This window comes from Priestia sp. TSO9, assembly GCF_021029645.1.
GTDB classification, from domain to species: Bacteria; Bacillota; Bacilli; order Bacillales; family Bacillaceae_H; genus Priestia; species Priestia megaterium_E.
In genome coordinates, this window is the sequence record NZ_JAJEKD010000015.1 from 544,492 (window position 1) to 566,819 (window position 22,328).

The following is a 22,328-nucleotide window of genomic DNA, read 5'->3' on the forward strand; positions in this document are numbered from 1 at the left end:
TCGTTTTCGATGGAATTACAGTCGCTGAAATAGTAACTTGTCGTTAAAGATAGCGCATCTGGTTTACAATATGCTTGGTAGCAATTTCCACTCAGGTTATCTGACAATTATTGTTACAACCCATTAGATATAAGCTTTATTTTGTAATAGACACACTATTTCTACTACAAAAATTATGTAGCCTTAAAAATAAATATAAAGCTCGTTCTAACAAGTGCAGCACTGGATGATTCGGTCCATAGAATAAAACTTTAAGAGTTGGCTGGGTTCGAGGGATAAAAATTCAACTCCTTTCTCCGTATAATCATTCGTGGCTTCAAGTAAGTTTTCTACTGTAAAAGCAAGCTGGTTTATAGTGCTACTTTTGGCATATTGTTCAACTTGCGTAATATGCCAGCTCCACTCCCTCACCACGCTGTTTTGCCAGATAGAAAGATACTCTCTTTCTTCTTTTAGATACCCCACAAGACAAACTTTAAACCTAAATACACCCTTATGGTTTTGAATATAAAGATTCACACTTATTACATTTTTTTACATTATATAAACATGTTATCTGCGATAGAATAAAAAAATAGACCTCCGCTTAGACGGAGATCTATTTTTTTACTTGCTTTATTTTTTAATAAGGCTGCCATTTCGTTCTAAAACAGGGACTTCAATATCTACCGTGTTTGGATATTTAACTCCAAGCCCTGTATTTAAAGCAACAACCGTTTCGTTTTCTTTAATCCACCCTTCTTCTCGCAAACGGCGTGCAGCTAAAAATGTTGCAGCACCTTCCGGACAAATGAACGAACCTTCAAGCTGTGCAACTTTTTTTTGTTCCTCCGCAATCTTATCTTCGTCCACCGCAATCGCACATCCATTCGTATTGTAGACTGCTTCTAAAACTAAGAAGTCCCCGATTGCTTTTGGTACGTTGATACCAAAAGCAATGGTTGAAGAATCCGGCCAAAATTCAGATTCTTGTTTTCTTTCATTCCATGCTTTGACAATAGGTGCACAGTTTTCAGCTTGTACCGCAACTAAACGAGGAAGATCACCTGTAATCCAGCCAAGCTCTTTTAATTCATTTAGCGCTTTATAGATGCCGATTAAACCAACGCCTCCTCCTGTTGGATATAAAATCACGTCAGGAAGATTCCAAGAAAACTGTTCAGCAACTTCTAGGCCCATTGTTTTTTTGCCTTCGATTCGGTACGGCTCTTTAAGCGTAGAAGCGTCATAAAGACCCCAGGCTTTAATAGCCTCACCGACAATTTTACCCGCATCGCTGATGAGTCCATCTACTAAGTAAAGGTCAGCTCCAGCGACAGCACACTCATTTCGTGTAATAACAGGCGCATCTTTTGGCATCACAACAGTTGCTTTTATGTCAGCGCGTGACGAATAAAGCGACCAAGCGGCTCCGGCATTCCCATTTGTAGGCATCGCTAGCTGTTCAACGCCCAGTTCTTTTGCTTTTGACACCCCTACAGCGGCGCCTCTAGCTTTAAATGATCCCGTTGGAATAATACCTTCATCTTTCATATATAAGTTTGGAATGTCCATTTCTTTACCCAGCTTAGGCATTTTTATAAGCGGAGTCATCCCTTCTCCTAAGGAAACGACGTTTTCTGGATCTTCTACTGGAAGCAATTCATGATATCTCCATAGATTCGGTTCTCTGCTTTGGACATCTCCTGGACTTAGATTGTCTTTCAGTCTCTCTAAATCATACGCTACTAATAAAGGTGAGCCACATTCACATAATTGATGTTTTTCTTTTGGACTATATTCTTTTTTACATTTAGGACAATATAAGTGAGAAACATAACTAAACGGCATCATACACACTCCTTTAAATTCTGTAAACATACTACTCTATATACATTATAATTTATATTATTTTTATCAGAATTGTAAGGTATGTTTTACCCATAATTTTTCGAATATTAATAAAAAGCATAAAAACCCCTGTTATATTAGGGTTTTTATGCTTCTTTCCACTTTGTTTATATTACTTTTTTAGATTTTTCCCCTAGTGATTTTAAATAAAGACGTGCAGAATAAACAAAAATCATACTTTAATTATAGGAATAATCACTTTATGATTTTCAGCAAATTCACTTGTATTAGGAAGCAATAACTCCCCTTCGGATTTCAACACCGAAACCTTTACTATACTAGGAACACTTTCATACACAAAAGCAGCATTATCTTTCCCCATCATTAACTCATCTGCGCATATGAACTTCTAATAGTTCTCTCCCTGTTCCTAAACAGATTTATTCACACTTTCTTTCTTAAAGATTCCTATTAACAGCGTAACAAGTCCTATTAAAAAGAAAAACGGAAACAATAACATCATTAATGCAACTCCTGCAAAACCTTCTTTCTGGCTAATCGCAAACAAAATTGAAACGGCCCAGGAAAAGAACGGAGCTATAATCAATATGGTTGTTGTTCCCCACACTATATATTTTCTTTTAGCTGATTTTCCTTGGCTTAGTCCGCTTGCAAACATCAGACCTAATACTAAAACAAGTAATGCAACTCCAATTGCCATTTCATCACCGCCTTTAACAGCCGTTTATTTTTCACGTTACAGCCCTTTCTTTTTTGCCTCTTGCACGGAAATCAACTGCGATGTAACGAGCGCGGTTCAGCTCATGCATACTAGTTGTTGTTTTTAGATTGAATTCATATCTCGTTACGTCTCAACCTCTTTTGATTAGGTACTAATCTGATGTTGAGAAACTGATAAAGTAGATTTTCGATTCCATAAATAGAAGGCATATCCGCTTAAAAATAGAAGCAGCGCGTAATTAACAAGTAAAGAATCGTTAGCGTCAACAGGGCTTGTAAACTGAAGAAAATTATTTAAGCCGTGGAATGCAATCGTAATTCCAATTGATTCACCGTTAACAATCAGCAAAGCGAGTACCAATCCAATAACAAATGCAAATAAAATTTGAAAGATTGTATCTCCTATCGATTGACCGCTTAGCGCATTTAAACTGTGGGTAAAAGCAAAAAGGAATGATGAACAAAGAACCGCTACCTTATAGCTTTTTGATAACAGCAGATTAAGGATAAATCCTCTGAATACCATCTCTTCTACAAATGCTATGACTAGAGTTTGGGTAAGCAAAATAAGAACAAGATCAGCAATGGAACTTCCGTGTAAACCTTTGTTCCCAATGAGGATAATAAGCAAATACAAAAGAAGCGGAGAAAGAAACAGGATTCTCGTTCTAAACGACATGTTTTGTTGAAAGGAGAAAAAATGCAGCCACTTTTTTGTTTTTGTTAGATAAAATGCTATTCCAATCGCCAAAGGGACGATTCCTAAATACTGAAGATAATGTGTAGTAGGATGCGTCATGCTCACGTATGCACCGTTTACAACAAACTAAAAGATAACTAAGATTTCTAGGCCAATAACTTTCCACAAAAGCTTTGACTTGATCATCACTACACCACCTCTGCTTTAGGTTTCATTGATAACCTAGACTATTCGTTTTAAGGATTTTATATGTTTTTACCCTTTTATCATTTGAGCTCGAAGACCATGTGAGACAGCGCTTCTTCCTTTTAAAATAAGAAGGTAGTTCCTTACTTTTTTACTGTGACTACATAAGATATAAAAGTATACAAAATCCTGCCCACGTGACATAATCACTGAACTCCATTTTTTGCCGCTTCTAACAAGTACACTAAGCGCCCAATTGCAAACACTTCCTTCAGGAGTTTTTTGTATATACCTACTGGCTAAAGCGTATGCTCCCACTCGAAATAAGTAATAGCTTATTAAACATAAAAAAGATATGGTCATAAAATTTAAATTTAACTCTTTCACCTGGTACACCTCATCGTTTTTGTGCTATTTCATAGGGTGGCTTACGCTACTTACCCTTTTATCCTTGTTCATAAAAATCTTTTTTGACTTCTTTCAAAAGTTTTAAAATACCTTTATAAAAACAAGCAATTAGCATTCCAGCGATGTTGGTCACCATCGTGATTGTAAGATTGCCGATAATCAGGCTAAGTAAAGTACCAAGAAACATGATGCCTATTCCGATATAAAAACCTGGGTGAAGCAGTTCATCGTCGTCTTCTTTTTCTTCTTCCCGAATATTTATTCTGCTTTGTAATGCAGCATCACTTTTAATAAATTCATCAATGGTTGTTCCATAGATGTCCCCTAACGTTAAAAGATGTTGGATCCCAGGATAGCTCTGATTATTTTCCCACTTATGTATATTTTGTACAGATACACCCACTTGCTTAGCAGCTTCTTCTTGAGACATCTTTTGTTCTTCTCTTAATTTTTCTAGCTGATTTCCTAACCTCAACTCATTCACCTCTATAACTATGGCAGCGTGTAAACAAAATTTGCCTGCACTACGTTTTCTCGTTTTCTACAATTCTAACATATTGTGGTAAAAAAGAAAGAAACAGTTAATGAGTCATATACAAAAAATCTAAAACGACAGTAATAAAAATAGTGAGAATTCTCATGTGTAAAAAATGAAAGAATGCACTTTTATCTTCATCCTTTTATTGTTTATACTAAATAGTGGATTGTACGAACGCAGAAATAAAAAAGGAGGCAAAATAACGATGGAAATGCTGCTTATTTATATATTTGTTATTGCTCTTATTGGACTCATTATTTGGAGAAAGATGAAAAAGAAAAATAAGCCCATTAAAAAGAATGGACTTGGTATATTAGCACCTATTTTTTTCATATTGATTGCATTTTCCCTTAGTCTAAGTCAGCTGATGCACATACCGGGCCAGCCCTTTCACTTACCTCCCTACTGGGAAATGCTGATTGCTGGTGTATTAGGTGTTATATTTGGACTTATTATGCTTAGCCAAACAGACTATGAAGTAAGAGAAGACGGCTTCATTTACTCAAAGCCAAATAAAAATTTTAAATATGTAATTATTGCTATTATCTTCATAAGAATGGCTTTGAGCCAGTACTTTAAAGGGTTGGATTCGATAGACTTCGCGGTCTTAACAATGACGCTAGCCTTTATATATATTGTTATTTGGAGAGTTGGCAGCTATCTAAAATTTCGTAAATTAAACGGTGATCATTACAGCGTAAACGCTGGGTAATCATCAATATGAATGGTCCTTCTTTCTGCTTGGAAAGAAGGATTTTTTGTCATGGGGAGTAAAAGTCCCGCCTGTTGTGTAAGACAATACATATGTTGTATAATGCAATATGTGTTTTTTATAACGGTAGTCTATATATAAAAATAAAACAGATGAAATTAAAACTGTACCTGATCACCCGCTGTTTAATTTACAGGTAGATTATGAAAGGAATTACACTATGACATTTATCAATTCTGTAACCGGCCCAGTCAACGCGTCAGAACTAGGGCTAACGTTAATTCATGAACATATGCGCGTTCGTTCTGAATCTGTTCACGCACAGTTTCCTCATTTATATGATGAGAAACAAGAAATCGCAAAAGCAGTCGAACAAGTTAATCGCGCGAAGAAGCTCGGAGTCAACACGATCTGTGATCCTACGGTGATGGAACAAGGGCGCGATATTCGCTTTATTGAAAAAATTGCCCGTGAAACGGACACTCAAATCATCGCAGCTACAGGAATTTATACGTATAACTACATCCCTACCCACTTTCAAACTCGTAGCATTGACTATATGGCAGACCTGTTTGTTCGAGATATTGAAGTCGGCATTCAAAACACGTCAATCAAAGCAGGCTTTCTAAAATGCGCTACAGATGCACCTGGCGTAACGGCCGATGTAGAAAAAGTAATGCGTGCCGTGGCACGAGCTCATAAAAAAACGGGCGTGCCGATTATGACCCATTCACATCCTGCAAGCGGCACAGGCTTAAAGCAGCTTGATATCTTACTGGATGAAGGTGCTAACCCAAGTCAAATTCTGATTGGACATACGGGAGATACGGATAACCTTGAATATATTTCAAATATTTTAAATCAAGGGGCTTTTATTGGAATGGACCGCTACGGTTTGACAAGAGAATGTTCAACTGAAAATAGAAATAACACGGTCATTGAGTTAGCCAAACAAGGATACTCAAACCGCATGTTTCTATCACAAGACTACTGCTGTACAATGGACTGGTTTCCAGAAGGCGTAATTGAAGAACGTTTTCCAAAATGGTCAATGAGCTTTGTGTTAGAAGAAGTCGTGCCGGAGTTAAAAAGAAAAGGCGTAACCGAACAGCAGATTCAGCACATGCTTTTTGATAACGCCCGCTGTTGGTTTGAAGGAAAGGAATAGAGATAGTCTTTTTCATTACTACTAAAACCCCCACTGTCTAAACATACAGCGGGGGTTTTTACACGTATTATTTTATATGCTTACATTAACCAGTTTTTCTTAATAGCTTTTGTTTTTCTTGACTCTTTTTCACCATAAAGTGTACACCACACAGGCATAATCCAACGGCTATTCCTACTGTCAAGTTTGTAAATACCGTTAACAAAAAGGTAGTGAGTAAAACCAGCGAATGAAATGATCTTTCTTTTATCACTTTCGCAAACTGTTCTTTTTTACTTATATTCCATGCTACGACCATCAAAACTGGCGCGAGGCTGGCAAGCGCAACGTATGAAGCGTACGGAGCGAGCACTAGCAGCACAATCAACACAAAGATAGCGTGCGTGATACCTGCAATTGGAGATGAAGCGCCGTTTTTAATATTGGTAACCGTTCTTGCAATCTCCCCTGCCGCGGGAATACCTGAAAACATCGGCGTTACCATGTTTACGATTCCCTGGCCAATCAGTTCTTTTTTGCTGCTGTGCTTTGATTTTGTCATTTCATCTGCAACGCGAGCTGTCAGTAAAGACTGTAACCCTACAAGTATAGCAATCACAAATGCAGAAGGTAAAAGAGTGACCACCCTCTCCACTGTTATATCTGGAAACGCTGGCGCCGGGAAATGACGAGGTATCTCTCCGTAAATGGAACCAATGGTTTCAAACTGATTTGCAAAGAAAAAAGATGCCAAGCCCGTTGATACAATAATGCCAAGTAAATAGGACATTCCCAGCGACTTAGGCGAAAAGTAAAGAACAATTAAAATCGTAGCTAAGCACAATCCTGCTGTAGCGATACTATAGATGTTGATGAAGTGTAAATTACTAAAGATCTCTTTTATATTCAAATGAAAAAACTGAAATTTGTCAATCGCGTGCAGTCCAAGGAAGTTTGGTATCTGCCCGCTAAAGATAATCAGCGCGATTCCCGACTGAAATCCTATAATAATAGAGGACGGAAAATACTTGATTAAAGCTCCTACTTTACATAGCGCAAAGATAATGAGGAGAATTCCGGACATAAAGCCGGCAATTAATAAGTTTTCATAGCCATATTGCAACACAATCCCTAACAAAACAGGAACAAACGCACCGGTAGGTCCCGCAATTTGAAACCTACATCCACCTAAAATAGCAATTAGCAATCCCGCTACAATCGTTGTATAAAGTCCTGTAACAGGCGATATTCCAGAAGCTATCGCAAATCCTAATCCCAAGGGTATGGCTATAATACCAACAACAATACCCGATAGTATATCTTTCTTCAAATGCTGCAAGGAGTAATTTCGAAAAACCTCTAGATTCATAAGTGTACATCAGCCTCCATTTTAAGTAGTGAGGTTACCCATTCGTATTTTCGTCATACAACCTTATTGAGCTTTCTCAAATTAAGGTGGGCTACTCGATTACTTCTATCTTAAAGGAGACAACTTACAAAAAAATAAAGGAGAAATTAGAAATTTCTTAGACAGTTATTAAAATTTTCTTAAAAATTCTTACTTTTTATTCTTTTAGTTATTTTTTAGATGAACTGTGTTTCTTAGTTATAAATAAAGCAAGATAACTAGACACTATAGAAACAATAGAATGGATGTGGACAGGCTATACTTAGTTGGAGAGAATCTTTAAGCTCAAGTAGATGACAGGCTTACCTCCATTAGTTTAATTATATTAAACTTGAATACTAAAAAAGTTGTCTCCTTTAGTGCTGACATACCATAAAACAAATTACCGGAAACCTAAAAAAACAGAGGCTTTGAATTACAATTCAAAGCCTCTGTTTTTAACTAATAAGATATATAATACCAATTTCTTTGTAACTTTTTTATTTCTTCAAACTTCAGACCAAAATCGCCCGATGAAGGTTTACGGTTGTTTGGGCCATAAACAATACCTGAGAAATGACCTAAGAGCCCAGAGTTTGTAAAGAAAAGTACGGAGATTGCCTTTCCTTTGGTTTCTACTGCGACATCATCTCGACCTCTAGATACGCTCACATACTCTTTCGGCAGATCAATTAGTGATGAGAGGTCGGGTTGATTGGGTAAAAAATGGAACGACGGATAGTTGGCTTCATTGGGTTCCAGAACACCTTTTTGTATTTTAGTTGCCACTTCTTCTCTCTTCTGCTGATGGAGTTTAAAGTTTATGTCTAAATTAAGCTGCTCAAACGGAATGAAGAACCACAGCACAACGGTTATCACTTGAATGACTAAAGGCAGCCACTTTCTACTGCTAAACAGATAAATTCCTGTCCACAGCGTTAGTAGTAAAAAGAAAGGAATGACAAAGAATAACCATATATACGGACTTACGTATTTCCCTATCCGATCATCTAAATCCCATTGAAACAGTGACAATAAAAAAACAAGTAAACTACTACATAACGATAAAATTAAGGTTAAATGACGCTTCACACATTTCCCTCTCTCTGAAATAATTCTTTTTTAACCTTCATTCTTTATAATTCGTTATTTACTATAGTTCTATGAATCCGCTTTAAGAATTCTCTTATTATTCTAGAAAGACCATTATTAGCGTTATAAAAGTAGCCAAAAGAATAAGTTTTGTAATGCGGAGGAGCAAAGTTAACGACTACATATTGATCACTTCTAGATAAGCCGGCATCTGTTTTAAATGCGTAGTCAAATCCTATATTTATTGCCGTATTATTTTCCAATGTATTACGAATTGTATCTACATTATTGGTAGTAAACAAGATATCAAATGGTAATGAACTAAAACCTTTCATAAATTCCTGAATATATTTATCGTTATATAAAACAATTGGCTGGTTGAGCAACATCTCTTCAGTAATGAGTGTTTGTTTGGCTAATGGCGACTTCTTATTTACTGCAGCTACCATATGGCCATCTAATAACTTTTTAAATACCAAGTTCCGATACTTTGTTTCTTCTTTTTCTGTATAAGTAATAAAACCTACATCTACCTCCCCCTCTAGAACTTTATCTATAATATACTCGGTGCTATTTTCATAGACAGAAGCCTTTATGTTCGGATATTCTCTTTTAATTTCTGTTATTAAGTGAACGAGAATCTCCATTGGTCCTGGGTAGGTTGCAATCTTTATTTCACCATTCATTGTATTTGTATACGCTTCTGCTTCATCCATAAATTCTTGAATTTTCAATAAAGCAGAATTGGCCTTTTCAATTAACCTATGACCTTCTTCAGTTGGAATAGATCCTCTTCTAGAACGATGAAAAATCATTATATTTAGTTCTTTCTCTAAATTTTTTATAGATTGGCTTAGTGCAGGTAACGTAATATGCAGATTATTAGCTGCTTCTTTTAGTGAACCCGTTTTATCTATTTCCACCATATGTTTTAACTGTTCAATATTCATAATGCCCTCTTTTTCTTTTAGTTAAGTATTACTTAACAATCGTTAATATTAACTAAATTTACCATAAGCATATCTGATTGTATACTTATAGGTATAGTAAAAGAAATGACACAAGGAGATGTAGTATATGAAGGCGCTAAGATGGCATAATCAAAAAGATATTCGTCTTGAAGAAATAAATGAACCGGTTGTACAGGCTGGTCAGGTAAAAATGAAAGTTAAATGGTGTGGAATTTGCGGTAGTGATTTGCATGAATACTTAGGCGGTCCCATCTTTATTCCAGTTGATAGACCGCACCCTCTCACTAATGAGGTTGCTCCAGTGACGCTTGGACATGAATTCTCAGGTGAAGTAGTAGAGATTGGAGAAGGTGTAACTCGTTATAAAGTGGGTGATCGTGTGGTAGTTGAGCCAATCTTTGCTACACATGGACACCAAGGTGCTTATAACCTAGATGAACAAATGGGATTCTTAGGTTTAGCCGGAGGCGGTGGAGGTCTTAGTGAATATGTTGCTGTAGACGAAGAACTTTTATTCAAACTTCCAGATGATTTATCTTATGAACAAGGTGCTCTAGTAGAACCAGCGGCAGTAGCTCTTTATGCAGTACGTTCAAGCAAAGTGAAAGCAGGAGACAAAGTTGCTGTATTTGGATGTGGCCCCATTGGACTTCTTGTCATTGAAGCGTTGAAAGCAGCAGGTGCAACCGATATTTATGCAGTTGAATTATCTCCAGAAAGACAAGTGAAAGCAGAAGAATTAGGAGCAATCATCATCAATCCTGCTGAAGTTGAAGATACGGTAGCTGAAATTGGTAGATTAACTGACGGTGGCGTAGATGTATCTTTTGAAGTAACAGGCGTACCTATTGTATTACGTCAAGCAATCCAATCTACAGGAATTGGTGGAGAAACTATTATCGTTAGCATATGGGAAAAAGGAGCAGAAATTCTACCAAATGATATTGTAATTAAAGAACGAACTGTTAAAGGAATCATTGGCTATCGTAACGTGTTCCCAGCGGTATTATCTCTTATGCAAAAAGGATACTTCTCAGCCGAAAAGTTAGTAACGAAAAAGATAGCTCTAGACGATGTAATTGAAGAAGGGTTCGAAAGCCTGATTAAGGAAAAAAACCAAGTTAAAATTTTGGTTGAATCAGAACAGCGATAATAAGGATTTCTCTAGGCCACTGATAGTAATTAGTGGCTTTTCAGCTCTTTAATAGGATTCAGCCGAGATGTGTGCAGAGTTCCATCAACATAATTTGACAGTGTAGAAGAATTAACGAGTGAACTCCAGGACTATCCCCGTTGATTTAATTACATTCGAATCCATGGGATGCTTAGTTACATGAATTTCATAGATTACAGACTTTAACACCTAAAAAAGTTGTTTTATCTAATACTAACATATCAATAGGTTAGTTCATGAGGACTAGACAGATATAAAATACGCCACCTTTTCCAACAAAATAAAGAACTAGGGGCCATTCCGTAAATAACTTAGCTATGAAACTTTTTATTTTCTTTGTTCTTTTGATGCTCTACAAAAAATGAGACTGGGACTGCACCAATACCTATACCTATTGAAATAAACAGCGCCTGGTTTAGCTGAAGACTCGTATTTCCTGCTGCTTTACTATAAATCATAAAACATACGAAGCTTAAAAAGCCTATAGCTAAAGGAATGAGCGCGTGCTTGTACCATTTCATTCTAGTAGCCTCCTCTCTTTTTCAACCCGCCTAGCTTGATAGTGGCAGCATTTTTTAGATTGAGAGATGCACTCAACATTATGTATCAATCATCTTTTATAAAAAGTGACTTCCTAAAATAAAGCTGGCTAAAAGAACGATTACAGCTACTCCTCTCAATATATAACTTTGACTGTCACTCAAAGGTTTCCCCCTTCTTTCACTTATAACAAGGTGAATATAAAAAAGATAGAAAGAGAAAAGAAATCCCATGCCTGCTGCCATAGCTATGACCATTTCCAAATTATCACATCTCCTTTTTCTTCCTTTTCCTTCTTTTCTTCTTGTTAAACAAGTTTAGCCAAATAGTCAGCAGCGCTTCTCGAGAACATACGAATCCACTTGAAATCATATAAAAATAAAAAAAACAGGATTTCTCCTGCTTTTTTGCATATGTAATTCCTCTTCTCTATGTCAACTCAGCGCTTTTAGCGAGCATAAAAGCAGAGATAATAAACAACACAATAAATAAAGAAGCGGCATGTAACAGTAAAAAAAGAAATTTTTGACCGCCTTTAATGAAGCGCGAATAAATCATTCCTAGGATTGTTACTAAGATTAAAAGTGCTGCTGCTATTTTAATTACTATAGCAAAGACATTCCCCGCAAATACAATTGACGGAATAAAAGATGCTACAATAATGATATACAAAATCAGCGTAGCAATAAAAGCGGTTTTTGATACATTTGAAGCATGTTTAAACGAATTCCCCATATAATCTCCTTTCTCATTTTAAAACTGCATCTTTTACTATAATACATGTGTATAGAGGACACAATTAACTTTTGTAAAAGTGCTTATCCCTTAAGCTTGATCACCAATGACATCCGTTATATTTTTGAGATCTTGTTTGCTTAGTTTATCAAATGTTGTGGCTGTTTTTTTTGTTTGAATTATTTGTTGATAAATAGCCTTAAAGAACGCTTTGTAGTCTTTACTTCAAAATCAATTCATACTAAAATTCTCTCTTCCGGTAGATAGACAGCGCAATAAAGTAAGAAGCAATATACATTACCATCCCAAAAAGAGTATATAAGATAGGAACATGCAAAGAAGAAGCGATCGGTAAGCTGGATGCTGCTAATATTTCAACTAGATACCCAACAACTCCCTGTAAAGCAATTGCAACGAAAAGGCCGCCCATGCCCCCTCCAAGTACTATTCCGTCAGATTTCTCTGCTCCGAATACGTAAAGAAGCGGATAAGCAAGTGCACCAGCGAAAAGTACGATAAATGTACCAAACGAAACGATATTTACTATATCCTCTACTGCACTCTTGGATATAAGCGAATACATTGAAAAAACACCATAGGATAGAATGGTTCCGCTGACGACAATTAAAAAGTAAAAAATATAGTGGCTTTGCACCACATTTTTTCGACTAATCGGAAGAGTAAGCACGTACTTGTCATAGCCGGTCTTACTTTCTAATTTGATTACTTCAAGCGCTGGCATTGCCATTAATAAAATAATTAACATCGCTATAATACGGTAAAATGAAGGATCCGCAAAATAAAAGATGACCCCAGAAATAACTATGGCGAGCGCTGTGTAAGTCAAAAAGCTTCGGTGAATGAGGTAGTAGTTCGTTAACAATAGACCTCTCATTTACGTTTCACTCCTCGTTAAAAGCACGCTTAGTTCTTCCATCGACATCGGTTCAGTTATAGTTTCATCTGGCAGCTGATGCTTATCTGATACTAATACACGGACAGACGTATCATACGTTCTTTTTGCCGCTACTACATCTTCAGGAAGGACGTTCAACTGTTCTTCATTCATAACGGCAATTGCATACTCCTGAAAAACTTTCTCTTTTTCTTCATTTAATAAAACCTCACCGTTTTTAATCACAACAAGGCGGCTCGCTATTTTTTCGACGTCGCTCATAATGTGAGACGAAAGCAAAATTCCGCTGCTGCCATCGCTGACAAATGCTTTTAATTCATCTAGTATTTGCTCTCTAGACGAAGGATCCAGTCCTCCTGTCGCTTCATCTAACAGCAATAATTTAGCACGGTGAGACAGTGCTACAGCTAGAGATAATTTCATCGACATGCCGCGTGAAAACGTATGTATTTTTTTATCTTCCGGCAATGAAAAAGAATGAATCAACCGGTGAAAATCAGCTTCTTCCCAAGAATTAAATAGTTTCTTAAAAACGTTGTTTAACTGTTTTATCGTTAAAGAAACCGGCAGATTAATCGCATCAAACACGACGCCAATATCTTCTTTAATCGTCGCATCTGTATTCAAATTGTCTTCACCAAATATTTCGACAGTACCGCTATCTCTCGAAATTAATCCTAGTACTGCTTTAAACGTCGTAGATTTCCCTGCTCCGTTATCACCGATAAATCCCACAATCGATCCAGGAGGTACATGAAAGGAAACATCTTTTAAAACCTCATTTTGGCCAAACGATTTTGCCATGTTTCTAACTTCTAAAAGATTTGTCATTTGCTCACTTCACTTTCTCTATTAGTAGAGTTAGGTGTAGTCATAGAAAGTAACTGATTTAGTCATTTTGACGGCACATATAATCACCTTTTATTTACAAAAATGACTATTTAATACCAATTATAGCTAGTAAACTATAAAAAGTCGATGATAACATAAAGGTTTGCTGCCTCTTCATTTGTTTTTGATGACCGTAATATGTATGACAACATCTGCCTGTACTATTCTTGCCTGACCTATTTAGCGAAATCACAAATAAAAAAAAGGATCTGCTATAAAAGATCCTTTTTTCTTCACTATAATTGATAACGCTGCTTTTTTTCTTTTTCACGTAATACGTAGTCGGTTATAAAACCAAGAATAAGTCCAAGGGCTACCGGTATTAAACCGCCTTTTGCTTCCATTTGAAAATTTTCCGGTTCATTTACATAAATCCATTGAACTGAAAGCAACGAAATATGAAATGTATTTCCCATAAAAAACAGAAGTGCTATGGTACCAATTGTTACGCCGAATGAAATGATATATTTTTTCATAATGCTCCCTCCTTTCACTAAAAGGCTGCTCCTAACAGAGCAACCTTTTGATCTCTTTATTTTGCTTCAAGCGCTACTTTTTCTTGAAAAACCTTCTTTAATACAAAAGACTGAAAAATCATAAACAAACTGCCCGTCATCCAGTATAAAACAAGACCAGACGGTGAAAATATTCCAAATGAAAGCACCATGAGGGGCGAAAGAATTTGAGATAACACTGCGTGCGATTGATTCATTCCTTCTACATCACTTTGCATAACTTTTGACTGTAAGTACGTAGCCACTGCCGCCGCGATTGGAAGAATAAAATACGGATCTGCATGTCCTAAGTCAAGCCATAAAAAAGATGATGCGCTAATTTCATCTATTCGTCTAATCGCGTAGTACACGATTGAAAAGACAGGAAGCTGAACAAGTAAAGGAAGGCATCCCATAAGAGGATTGGCTCCATTTTCTTTAAGCAGTTTCATCATTTCACGCTGATATTGCTGCTGACTCTCAGGATCCTTATCTTTGTACTTCTCTTTTAGCTCTTGAAGCTGAGGCTGTATACGTTTATTGCTCAGCTGATTTTTATATTGAAGAATGTTCAAAGGCGCCAGCAGCATACGTACGCCAACCGTCACAAGCATAATTGAAAAACCAATACTTTGGTGAAGCCACGTATTTCCTATAAACAAAATGAGCAGTGAAAAAGGATAAATAAAATAGTGATCAAAAAAGTGAGTGTGCGAACTTTGAATCACGTTTGCTGAATCACAGCCGGCAAGTAGAAAAATGGAAACAAAAATAAAGAAAAACTTCTTTTTATGTTTTAACATTTATATTCCTCCAGTATTTTTTAGTTAAATGAAAAAAATACTGGCGAATGCGGACCTTCATCATCTTGTTCACCTATTGCTTCTTGTCTGTGAACAGAATATATAAATTTAAATTTGTAATACACGCAGCATATGAGATCCTGAGCGCGTAAAAGATTCACGTTTTGTATAAGATACATATCCTTTTGCTGCAGACAAACATGCTTATGTATTGTTTGAAATGTAGCTAGTTTAATAGCAGCATGCACAAAGAATGCCGTCATAATCGCAAATGATAAATACAGAAAAGCATCCGGTATAAACAATTCCATTTATTCACATCCTTGTGGATTATTGTATCACATTTTCCTTAATTTAGGTTAAATGTTTTATGAAGCAGATTTACTCTAAGATAGCCCGCGAAACCGATTTCCTTATAGGAGTCAAAAAATAAGTTTCTTTTTGTAGCTGTCATTATACGGTTGATGAAATGACGTATAGACAATATACCGGCACACATATAATTCTAAAAATTTCTACTTTTATTAGTAAAAAGGATATTATTCCTTTTTATGGTATAATCAAAAATATCATTCATAGGGAGTGAATCTGTTGGAAACTAATACAAAACCTCAAGTAAACACCAACTCTATTGTTTCTCTAACTCTAGGTATCCTGTCCATTTTTATTCCAATCATCGGGTTTATTACAGGTATTATCGGCATTATCCTCTACAAAAAAGCTTCAAACGAAATAGCTGCTTCCAATCAAGGCGGTAAAGGACTCGCAATTGCAGGATTGATTTGCAGTATAGTAGGCGTAATTTCTCAGCTGTTCTTTGTATTAGGGATTATTACGTTTATGTTTGGCGGAACGATGGTGGACTATGAATAAAACAGGTCAATTAAAACATGTAGGAAAATCGGGGTGTAGATAGGATTATTGAATTTTCTATGCGAAAGAATAAAAGCTTGATTTTCGACTATCCGAAGATCAAGCTTTTGAAATTCAAACGTTAACTATGACAGATTGTTACTATACCTATAGCTTTTCATGTAAATTGCAAAGGAGAATAAAAAATTAAACCTATCGTTGAATCCAGAATAAAAGAAATAGTAATTGTTTTACTTACTTTACTACTAGTAATCTCTGTGTTGCTTAACTGTTCTAGCTATTTTAATAGTACAGAGATACAAACTTTGACCTCAAAATGTTATGATAACGGCGGAGAAGCCATAGTAGAGATACATAATCCAATTACCAATGACTATTCTTTTGAATGTAAATAACTGAGTTAAAAAACAGCTGGTCACTTAACAAGCTTACTTAAAAGAGGGCTAACAATTTAGCCCTCTTTTATACGTTAAAATATAACTATGGTCTTAACCTTATAGGAAAGGTGTTAACACTGTCCGTTTTAACTGGAGTTACGTATAAAATTATTGAAAAGAGATACGGGAAACGAACAGCTACAACAAAGGGTTAAGTAAGAGACCTATAACCACTCTAGACATAAAACAAACGCTGGCATTCATTTTCCAGCGTTTGTTTTACTTGTCTTTATGAAATCAATTATTCATCATCAGTTTATAACACCAACAGATTTTAAAGTCTCACGATCTATAATCTATTGCTGATTACCCTGTAAGGTGTTTGTAGCAAATAGATCTTTGCGTCTATAAATGCTTAACACAATTCCTATTAAGAATGCATTTAACAAAACCGGCATCAATCCGTAGCTAATAAACGGTAACGACATGTTTGTCATAGGAAAGAATCCGACAATCATTCCTACATGTCCAACAAGTTGTATCGTATAAATTATCATAACCCCCACTAGCAGCAGTTTAGTATACGAATCACCAATTCTTTTAGCAATAAACGTGATTCTAACAACAACTAAAGAAAGAACTAGAAAAAGAATTGTCGCAAATAGCCACCCATAATAATAAGTAAAGCTTAGGAATACAAAGTTCGTATTCGCTTGAGGAATCATTTGATCGACAAATAAATGTTTTCCAAACCATCCTGCATCCATAAATAAATGATGAACCTTTGAAAGACCAAAGTACTCTTCTGAATTATAAGGGTTTATAAATGAGAGTAGTCTTTGCTTTTGATAATAAGCAACGGTCATCCATCCAATTATTCCCCAAGCAGCGACTAACGCAAAGCCAGCTCCTAGGACAATGGCTATTTTCTTTTTATTTAGCTTACTCCACCAGATCATCGTAAACGTCATGGCTACATATATAAAGAGCGTTGTAAGGCTAAATTGTAAAAAGAAATACGATGACAGAAAAAATAAAAGCAAGAATTGCCACACTTTAAAGCGATTACTTTGAAAGAAACCTGCCCATGCCATAAGGAAAAAAGGAATGGCCATCAAACCTTCTATCTTCAAAGGACCTATCTTTAAAACGGCTTGTCCTTCTACGAGCGTATTAAAGTATCTTGTCAAAAATAATAAGAGTAAGGTACCTAGTAAATAGAATATCCATCCCTTGTTGGCCATCTTTCTATAGTCTATAAACATCATGCCAAGAGCTAAAATTCCACCCAAAACCACAAAGATAGCCTTATACATAGGAAAATGATTACCACTCATATACCCTTGAGACAATAGTGGCAAAAACCCTAAAAGTAGAGCGGCAGCAAATAAAACTAGCGTAATCCAATCTACTTTTGGACGATGAATACGGTTAAGGTTTCGACCAATGCTGATGGGGTTTCCCATTTGATTAACGGCCTTTTCTTCTGCTTGCTTTTCGCTTATCCCTTTTTGCAGCCAATAGCTTTTTACTTCGTTTAAATGATGATGCAATTCCGCAGAAACAAATGCCTTGGCTTCTTTTGATTTTATTTGTGCCTTCACTTGTTCCAAGAATGAATTTCTTTGTTCACTCATATCCTTCTTCACCCCTCAAATATTTCTTTAAAACTCATTTGATTAGATAATGGCTGCTCTTCCACTTTTTTAAGTAGCCTGCAGCCCTTTTTATTTAATTGGTAAAACTTAGCTCTGTCTTCTTGCCAACTGCTCGTCAATATACCTTTTAGCTCTAGTCGATGCAGGATGACATATAAAGCCCCTTCGTTTTCTTTAAAGTTTAAAATTCCTCGGCTTTGCAGTAAGCTGACTAACTCATAGCCCGTTTTCTCCTGCACAAGCAGCTGCATCATAGCAATCAGAATTTGTTCGTCGCTATGAGTCTCTTGCTTTATTTTTTCGTGAATGCTTTTCTTATGGTTTTCTGTAAATTTCAGCTGAGCAAACACTTCACGATTCATTGTTTTTCTAAGATTTTTAAGACGTTTATCCATGACTCATTCCTCCAGCATTTCTTTTAAAAGTGATTTTGCACGCCTCAGTCTTGTTTTTACTGTATTCGTTCCGGTTTTGGTTACGAGCGCAATGTCTTTAATTAACAATTCTTCATAGTAAAAGAGGTAAATCACTTCTTTATATTTGGTAGGCAGCTTCATAACAGCTGACATCAGCTCGTGGTCTTCTTCGTGTTGAATAACAGCTTCCTCTATGTTTTCTTTTTCACTTATATGATTTGGAAAATAGTCTGTCGCCGGTATAATGTTTTTGTTGTACCAGCTTTTTAAAAAGTCTTTACAGTGGTTAATTGCGATTTGCCATAACCACGTCCGAAACTTGGATCTACCGCTGTACTTGTAAAGGTTTTTATAGCATTTAATAAAAATCTCCTGCGTCAAATCCTCTGCCACGGCTACGCTGTTTACATATGAGTAAGCAAGCTGCAAGATTTCTTGTCCATATCTATCCATGATTTCATCTATAACTAATTCTTTGTCTTGTACGTGTATCCATTCTAGGGTTAGTTCTTTCACTTCTGCCTCTCCTTTCTTGTTCTTAGACGAAGCTTGTTGTCAAAAGGTTTTTATATTTTCATTTTTATTTTCTGGATAATTGCATGTACATAAAAAAAGATTCTCTACACGAGAACCTTTCGCTGTACCTCTTATGTATGTACTATGAAAAAAGATTGCCGATGAAGATAATAAATCCTGTTACTAGAATTAACCCAGCACTAATTACCACCGTTAGAATACTTCTTAGAGCTGATGCCCAATTGTTTATTCCAAAGAACCCTGAAATGCCGACGAAAAATAGAATCATTGCTAAACAAAAATTTATATTAAATAACGCTGGGTGATTAAAAGCGATGAAAAAGAACACAACGCACAGTACCGCACACATAAATGACCAAAAGTTGATAATTCGTGCCACTTCAATTAAACTTCCTTTCCCTTTAAACTTTACATATTTAAAATCCTCTTAAATCATTTATTTCAAATCTGTTTTTAAACACTTCAAGAAAAAATCACAAACTTCGGTTTGAATAAACTGCTTCTTCAAACTGTACAATAAATATTCTAGTTCAAAATCCTGATAAAAAATTTTAGTCACATACATTTTTAATTCTTCTAGCGTAGGTGATTCTGACGCATATAGTTTATCTAACGAAAGGTTAAATTGAGAGAACAGCTGATCATTTTGATACCATTCGAAAATTTCTTCACTTTTTATTCGGCAGCTAAACACACCTAGTATTTTTAAGAATGCCTTCACTTGATTTTCTTCAAATTCATGATCAATCGCAAACATAAAAAAAGGGTGTTCCTCTGCATTAATCATGTGCTTCATGAGACTCATTTGATATTTTAATAGCTTTACTTCTTTTACTACGTCCAACTTCTTCACATCTTTCTTAGAAAATGATACTACTATACTCTGTGGATTTTACCATAATCTAGTAGTAATAATAAACCATTTATAGGTTATAGGGGTATGACTTTGTAACGAATGGAATAATAAGGTATATTATTATAAATAGGAATAATTTCATAAATTGAAAGCGAGGATACATATGGGCTTATTAATAATTGCTGCTATTATCACGTTATCTGTGATTTTAGATTACTTTATCTTTGACTATGACGATAAGCACTGGGGCTGGCTCAAAAAAGCTTCTAAACCAGTTAGAAGAAGTGTTATTGGGTGTTACTTGCTTATGTCATTTGTTATTTATTTTGGTTTGAGTCTTCCGTATATTAAGCCTTTTTTATAAATATTAGTCTACCTAAACTGGTTAGCCTATAACTCTTACCCAAAAGTTACAGGCTAACCAACTCACTTAACCACCACTACAAATTGTTTATCTTCAAATGTAAACATCTCCCCTAATTCATAGATATACTTCTTTTTATCTAATTTATAATGCTTTCCCAAATAAAGCGTTTTTAAGTTAATACTCGTATCTAGACTGGAATCTTTTTCTTCCGCTTCATCACCATCTAAGCAAGAATATAATTCAATGTGACAGCCCTCTATAAGGTATTCCTCAATATAAGTAAACAACTCTCTTATTGATTTAGAATGTACATCGCAAGATAATTCGTAGATATATGGCAAGGTGAATGCGTGCTTTATATCGCTGTACCCGTCAGTTAAGTAATGGATACTAATACCGTACGCATCTTCTTCTTTTTCATAGATTGTAATCAGCTTATCTTTCTTTTGATTTCGATTAAAAGAAGAAACTTCGGAGAAAGGCACCAGCTTTTCTTTTATGCCAAAGCTTCCTGTCGGTAATTCATAAGGAGACCCTATATAGTGATGTACAGTCATATTCGCCACTTCTCTTTCTCTTTGCTTATGTAAAATACTATTATTCTATCACTCTTATTAAGATTACGTACAAATATAAGGAAAATATGTATAATAAAACCAGGAGGTGACAACATGAAAAAACTACTGCCTTTTCTATTTTTAACCGCTCTTTATTTGTATGACTCTTTGTACAATCATACTGCTTTTTTACATAAACCGGTTATTTCTGCGTTTTTATATGTAGCTGCTATTTTAATTTGTGCGCTACTGCTTGTAAATGTAAAAAAAGATCGAGCTGTTTAAGCAAGGAGATTACTATGAGCTATAAAATTGTATTTTTTGACGTGGACGGAACTCTTACTCATCACGAAAACGGGACTATTTCCACCAAAACTCGAGAAATTGTAAAAAGTTTAAAGCACAAAGGATTAAAAATCGTAGCCGCTACCGGAAGGTCTTTATCCCTGTGTGAAGAAGTTAAAGAATTAGGTATAGATACGCTTATTACCGCAAACGGATCGTTTACTGTACATAATGAAGAAGTCATTCATAAGCTGTCTATGGACAAGCACGTCGCGCGCGAAGTATTTGAATACGCAGCCTCGCAAAATCACGGTCTTTCATTTTACACAAAAGAGCTCAGCATGAACGGAATTAAAGATGATAATATTTTAAAAGCACTGAAGGAAACATTATCGCTCAGTGATTATCCTCAAATTAATGAGCGTATTTATGACGAAGATATTTATTTAATGTGTTTGTATGCCGATGACAAAACCGCCGAGCAGTATACGCAGCAATTTCCTCATTTACTATTTAAAAGATGGCATCCTTTTATCGTAAGTGTTCTTCAAGAAGAAATTACAAAATCGGTAGCTATCCTGAAGGTCTTAGACTATTTTAACATCCATCAATCTGAGGCTATCGCATTCGGAGACGGAGAAAATGACATCGATATGATCGAGTTAGCCGGTCTCGGAATTGCGATGGGCAACGGATCTGATAAGTTAAAAAGCGCCGCTGATTTTGTCACGAAGAAATCGGGTGAAGACGGGATTGAGTTTGCCCTTAAAAAATTTAAAGTCCTATAGAAAAGTCACGCTTAGATAACTTATCTAAGCGTGCTTTTTCCTTTCCATAAATGTTTCAGGATTTAGCTCTTCCGATTGAATGACAATGACCGCCATACCGGTTTCACTTCCCGATGTATGCCATTCTCCTTTTTCCCACAGTGCTGCTTCTCCACGCCTAATGGGTATTCGTTTTTGATCCTCTCCTGTTACCCACCCTTCACCTTCAACTACGATAAATAGCTGAGATATAGGCGCTTCGTGATATCCTACTGTTCCTTCTCCTTCTATATACATATAACCGATCGTAGCTGCTTCCTTTGTTCTGACCATTTTTACGTAAGTGGCTAAATGCGACTGATATTTTTCT

28 protein-coding genes are annotated in these 22,328 nt (G+C 35.9%); 7 read left to right on the plus strand and 21 right to left on the minus strand.

The window, feature by feature from the left end; genetic code table 11:
- Positions 1-615: 615 nt before the first annotated feature.
- The 4 genes from LJC66_RS17820 to LJC66_RS17835 all read right to left on the minus strand — a co-directional run bounded on the left by LJC66_RS17820 (position 616) and on the right by LJC66_RS17835 (position 4,340).
- The gene (locus LJC66_RS17820; protein ID WP_230933721.1) at positions 616-1,830 is read right to left on the minus strand and encodes a threonine synthase; all 1,215 of its coding nucleotides are present in this window, start codon (positions 1,828-1,830) and stop codon (positions 616-618) included.
- A gap of 430 nt (positions 1,831-2,260) precedes the next feature.
- Positions 2,261-2,551 carry a hypothetical protein gene (locus tag LJC66_RS17825; RefSeq protein WP_195696386.1) on the minus strand — a complete coding sequence of 97 codons (291 nt, stop codon included), beginning with the start codon at positions 2,549-2,551 and terminating at the stop codon, positions 2,261-2,263.
- A gap of 165 nt (positions 2,552-2,716) precedes the next feature.
- Positions 2,717-3,370: a CPBP family intramembrane glutamic endopeptidase gene (locus LJC66_RS17830; protein WP_230933144.1), complete on the minus strand. Its 654-nt coding sequence runs from the start codon at positions 3,368-3,370 to the stop codon at positions 2,717-2,719.
- 532 nt (positions 3,371-3,902) lie between these two features.
- Complete coding sequence (locus LJC66_RS17835; RefSeq protein WP_195696384.1) at positions 3,903-4,340, minus strand: helix-turn-helix domain-containing protein; 438 nt, start codon at positions 4,338-4,340, stop codon at positions 3,903-3,905.
- Between the two features lie 268 nt (positions 4,341-4,608).
- Here LJC66_RS17835 and LJC66_RS17840 point away from each other — a divergent pair, with 268 nt between their 5' ends.
- Both LJC66_RS17840 and LJC66_RS17845 read left to right on the plus strand, forming a co-directional pair.
- Positions 4,609-5,115, plus strand: a complete 507-nt coding sequence (locus LJC66_RS17840; protein ID WP_176543638.1) for a CcdC protein domain-containing protein — start codon at positions 4,609-4,611, stop codon at positions 5,113-5,115.
- A gap of 220 nt (positions 5,116-5,335) precedes the next feature.
- Complete coding sequence (locus LJC66_RS17845) at positions 5,336-6,283, plus strand: phosphotriesterase family protein (protein ID WP_230933145.1); 948 nt, start codon at positions 5,336-5,338, stop codon at positions 6,281-6,283.
- Between the two features lie 85 nt (positions 6,284-6,368).
- On the opposite strand, the gene LJC66_RS17850 is transcribed toward LJC66_RS17845, so the two are convergent.
- The 3 genes from LJC66_RS17850 to LJC66_RS17860 all read right to left on the minus strand — a co-directional run bounded on the left by LJC66_RS17850 (position 6,369) and on the right by LJC66_RS17860 (position 9,691).
- A complete protein-coding gene (locus LJC66_RS17850) occupies positions 6,369-7,631 on the minus strand; it encodes a SulP family inorganic anion transporter (protein WP_195696382.1) in 1,263 nt (420 codons plus the stop codon).
- A 480-nt stretch (positions 7,632-8,111) separates the two neighbouring features.
- A complete protein-coding gene (locus tag LJC66_RS17855) occupies positions 8,112-8,741 on the minus strand; it encodes a hypothetical protein (protein ID WP_230933146.1) in 630 nt (209 codons plus the stop codon).
- Positions 8,742-8,785: 44 nt separating this feature from the next.
- The gene (locus tag LJC66_RS17860; RefSeq protein WP_028409434.1) at positions 8,786-9,691 is read right to left on the minus strand and encodes a LysR family transcriptional regulator; all 906 of its coding nucleotides are present in this window, start codon (positions 9,689-9,691) and stop codon (positions 8,786-8,788) included.
- 127 nt (positions 9,692-9,818) lie between these two features.
- Here LJC66_RS17860 and LJC66_RS17865 point away from each other — a divergent pair, with 127 nt between their 5' ends.
- The gene (locus LJC66_RS17865) at positions 9,819-10,865 is read left to right on the plus strand and encodes a 2,3-butanediol dehydrogenase (RefSeq protein ID WP_230933147.1); all 1,047 of its coding nucleotides are present in this window, start codon (positions 9,819-9,821) and stop codon (positions 10,863-10,865) included.
- Positions 10,866-11,197: 332 nt separating this feature from the next.
- Here LJC66_RS17865 and LJC66_RS17870 read toward each other — a convergent pair whose 3' ends face one another.
- The 7 genes from LJC66_RS17870 to LJC66_RS17900 all read right to left on the minus strand — a co-directional run bounded on the left by LJC66_RS17870 (position 11,198) and on the right by LJC66_RS17900 (position 15,576).
- Positions 11,198-11,407: a hypothetical protein gene (locus tag LJC66_RS17870; protein WP_230933148.1), complete on the minus strand. Its 210-nt coding sequence runs from the start codon at positions 11,405-11,407 to the stop codon at positions 11,198-11,200.
- Between the two features lie 448 nt (positions 11,408-11,855).
- A complete protein-coding gene (locus LJC66_RS17875) occupies positions 11,856-12,161 on the minus strand; it encodes a hypothetical protein (RefSeq protein ID WP_230933149.1) in 306 nt (101 codons plus the stop codon).
- 241 nt (positions 12,162-12,402) lie between these two features.
- A complete protein-coding gene (locus LJC66_RS17880; RefSeq protein WP_230933150.1) occupies positions 12,403-13,056 on the minus strand; it encodes an ABC-2 transporter permease in 654 nt (217 codons plus the stop codon).
- Positions 13,057-13,908, minus strand: coding sequence for an ABC transporter ATP-binding protein (locus tag LJC66_RS17885; protein WP_230933151.1), 852 nt, complete (start codon positions 13,906-13,908; stop codon positions 13,057-13,059).
- A 296-nt stretch (positions 13,909-14,204) separates the two neighbouring features.
- On the minus strand, positions 14,205-14,444 hold the full coding sequence (locus LJC66_RS17890; RefSeq protein ID WP_230933152.1) for a hypothetical protein: 240 nt from the start codon (positions 14,442-14,444) through the stop codon (positions 14,205-14,207).
- A 56-nt stretch (positions 14,445-14,500) separates the two neighbouring features.
- Entirely contained in the window at positions 14,501-15,265 is a 765-nt protein-coding gene (gene yidC, locus LJC66_RS17895) for a membrane protein insertase YidC (protein WP_230933153.1), read from the minus strand.
- A 20-nt stretch (positions 15,266-15,285) separates the two neighbouring features.
- Positions 15,286-15,576, minus strand: a complete 291-nt coding sequence (locus LJC66_RS17900) for a hypothetical protein (protein ID WP_028409443.1) — start codon at positions 15,574-15,576, stop codon at positions 15,286-15,288.
- A gap of 280 nt (positions 15,577-15,856) precedes the next feature.
- On the opposite strand from LJC66_RS17900, the gene LJC66_RS17905 reads away from it, so the two are divergent.
- Positions 15,857-16,138: a DUF4190 domain-containing protein gene (locus LJC66_RS17905; RefSeq protein WP_230933154.1), complete on the plus strand. Its 282-nt coding sequence runs from the start codon at positions 15,857-15,859 to the stop codon at positions 16,136-16,138.
- 733 nt (positions 16,139-16,871) lie between these two features.
- Here LJC66_RS17905 and LJC66_RS17910 read toward each other — a convergent pair.
- The 5 genes from LJC66_RS17910 to LJC66_RS17930 all read right to left on the minus strand — a co-directional run bounded on the left by LJC66_RS17910 (position 16,872) and on the right by LJC66_RS17930 (position 19,970).
- Positions 16,872-18,152: an FtsW/RodA/SpoVE family cell cycle protein gene (locus tag LJC66_RS17910; protein ID WP_230933155.1), complete on the minus strand. Its 1,281-nt coding sequence runs from the start codon at positions 18,150-18,152 to the stop codon at positions 16,872-16,874.
- Positions 18,153-18,160: 8 nt separating this feature from the next.
- Positions 18,161-18,568, minus strand: a complete 408-nt coding sequence (locus tag LJC66_RS17915; RefSeq protein ID WP_230933156.1) for a PadR family transcriptional regulator — start codon at positions 18,566-18,568, stop codon at positions 18,161-18,163.
- A gap of 3 nt (positions 18,569-18,571) precedes the next feature.
- Entirely contained in the window at positions 18,572-19,105 is a 534-nt protein-coding gene (locus LJC66_RS17920) for a sigma-70 family RNA polymerase sigma factor (protein WP_230933157.1), read from the minus strand.
- A gap of 142 nt (positions 19,106-19,247) precedes the next feature.
- On the minus strand, positions 19,248-19,505 hold the full coding sequence (locus LJC66_RS17925) for a hypothetical protein (RefSeq protein WP_230933158.1): 258 nt from the start codon (positions 19,503-19,505) through the stop codon (positions 19,248-19,250).
- A gap of 57 nt (positions 19,506-19,562) precedes the next feature.
- The gene (locus LJC66_RS17930) at positions 19,563-19,970 is read right to left on the minus strand and encodes a DUF1878 family protein (protein WP_230933159.1); all 408 of its coding nucleotides are present in this window, start codon (positions 19,968-19,970) and stop codon (positions 19,563-19,565) included.
- Positions 19,971-20,145: 175 nt separating this feature from the next.
- Here LJC66_RS17930 and LJC66_RS17935 point away from each other — a divergent pair, with 175 nt between their 5' ends.
- Positions 20,146-20,346, plus strand: coding sequence for a hypothetical protein (locus LJC66_RS17935; protein WP_034650223.1), 201 nt, complete (start codon positions 20,146-20,148; stop codon positions 20,344-20,346).
- A 62-nt stretch (positions 20,347-20,408) separates the two neighbouring features.
- Here the strand turns inward: LJC66_RS17935 and LJC66_RS17940 are convergent, their stop codons facing one another.
- The gene (locus LJC66_RS17940) at positions 20,409-20,906 is read right to left on the minus strand and encodes a hypothetical protein (protein ID WP_230933722.1); all 498 of its coding nucleotides are present in this window, start codon (positions 20,904-20,906) and stop codon (positions 20,409-20,411) included.
- Positions 20,907-21,020: 114 nt separating this feature from the next.
- Here LJC66_RS17940 and LJC66_RS17945 point away from each other — a divergent pair, with 114 nt between their 5' ends.
- On the plus strand, positions 21,021-21,191 hold the full coding sequence (locus LJC66_RS17945; protein ID WP_230933160.1) for a hypothetical protein: 171 nt from the start codon (positions 21,021-21,023) through the stop codon (positions 21,189-21,191).
- Between the two features lie 14 nt (positions 21,192-21,205).
- Positions 21,206-21,979 (plus strand): Cof-type HAD-IIB family hydrolase, encoded by a 774-nt coding sequence (locus LJC66_RS17950; RefSeq protein WP_230933161.1) that lies wholly within the window; start codon positions 21,206-21,208, stop codon positions 21,977-21,979.
- A gap of 24 nt (positions 21,980-22,003) precedes the next feature.
- Here LJC66_RS17950 and LJC66_RS17955 read toward each other — a convergent pair whose 3' ends face one another.
- Positions 22,004-22,291, minus strand: coding sequence for a cupin domain-containing protein (locus LJC66_RS17955; RefSeq protein WP_230933162.1), 288 nt, complete (start codon positions 22,289-22,291; stop codon positions 22,004-22,006).
- Positions 22,292-22,328 lie beyond the last annotated feature (37 nt).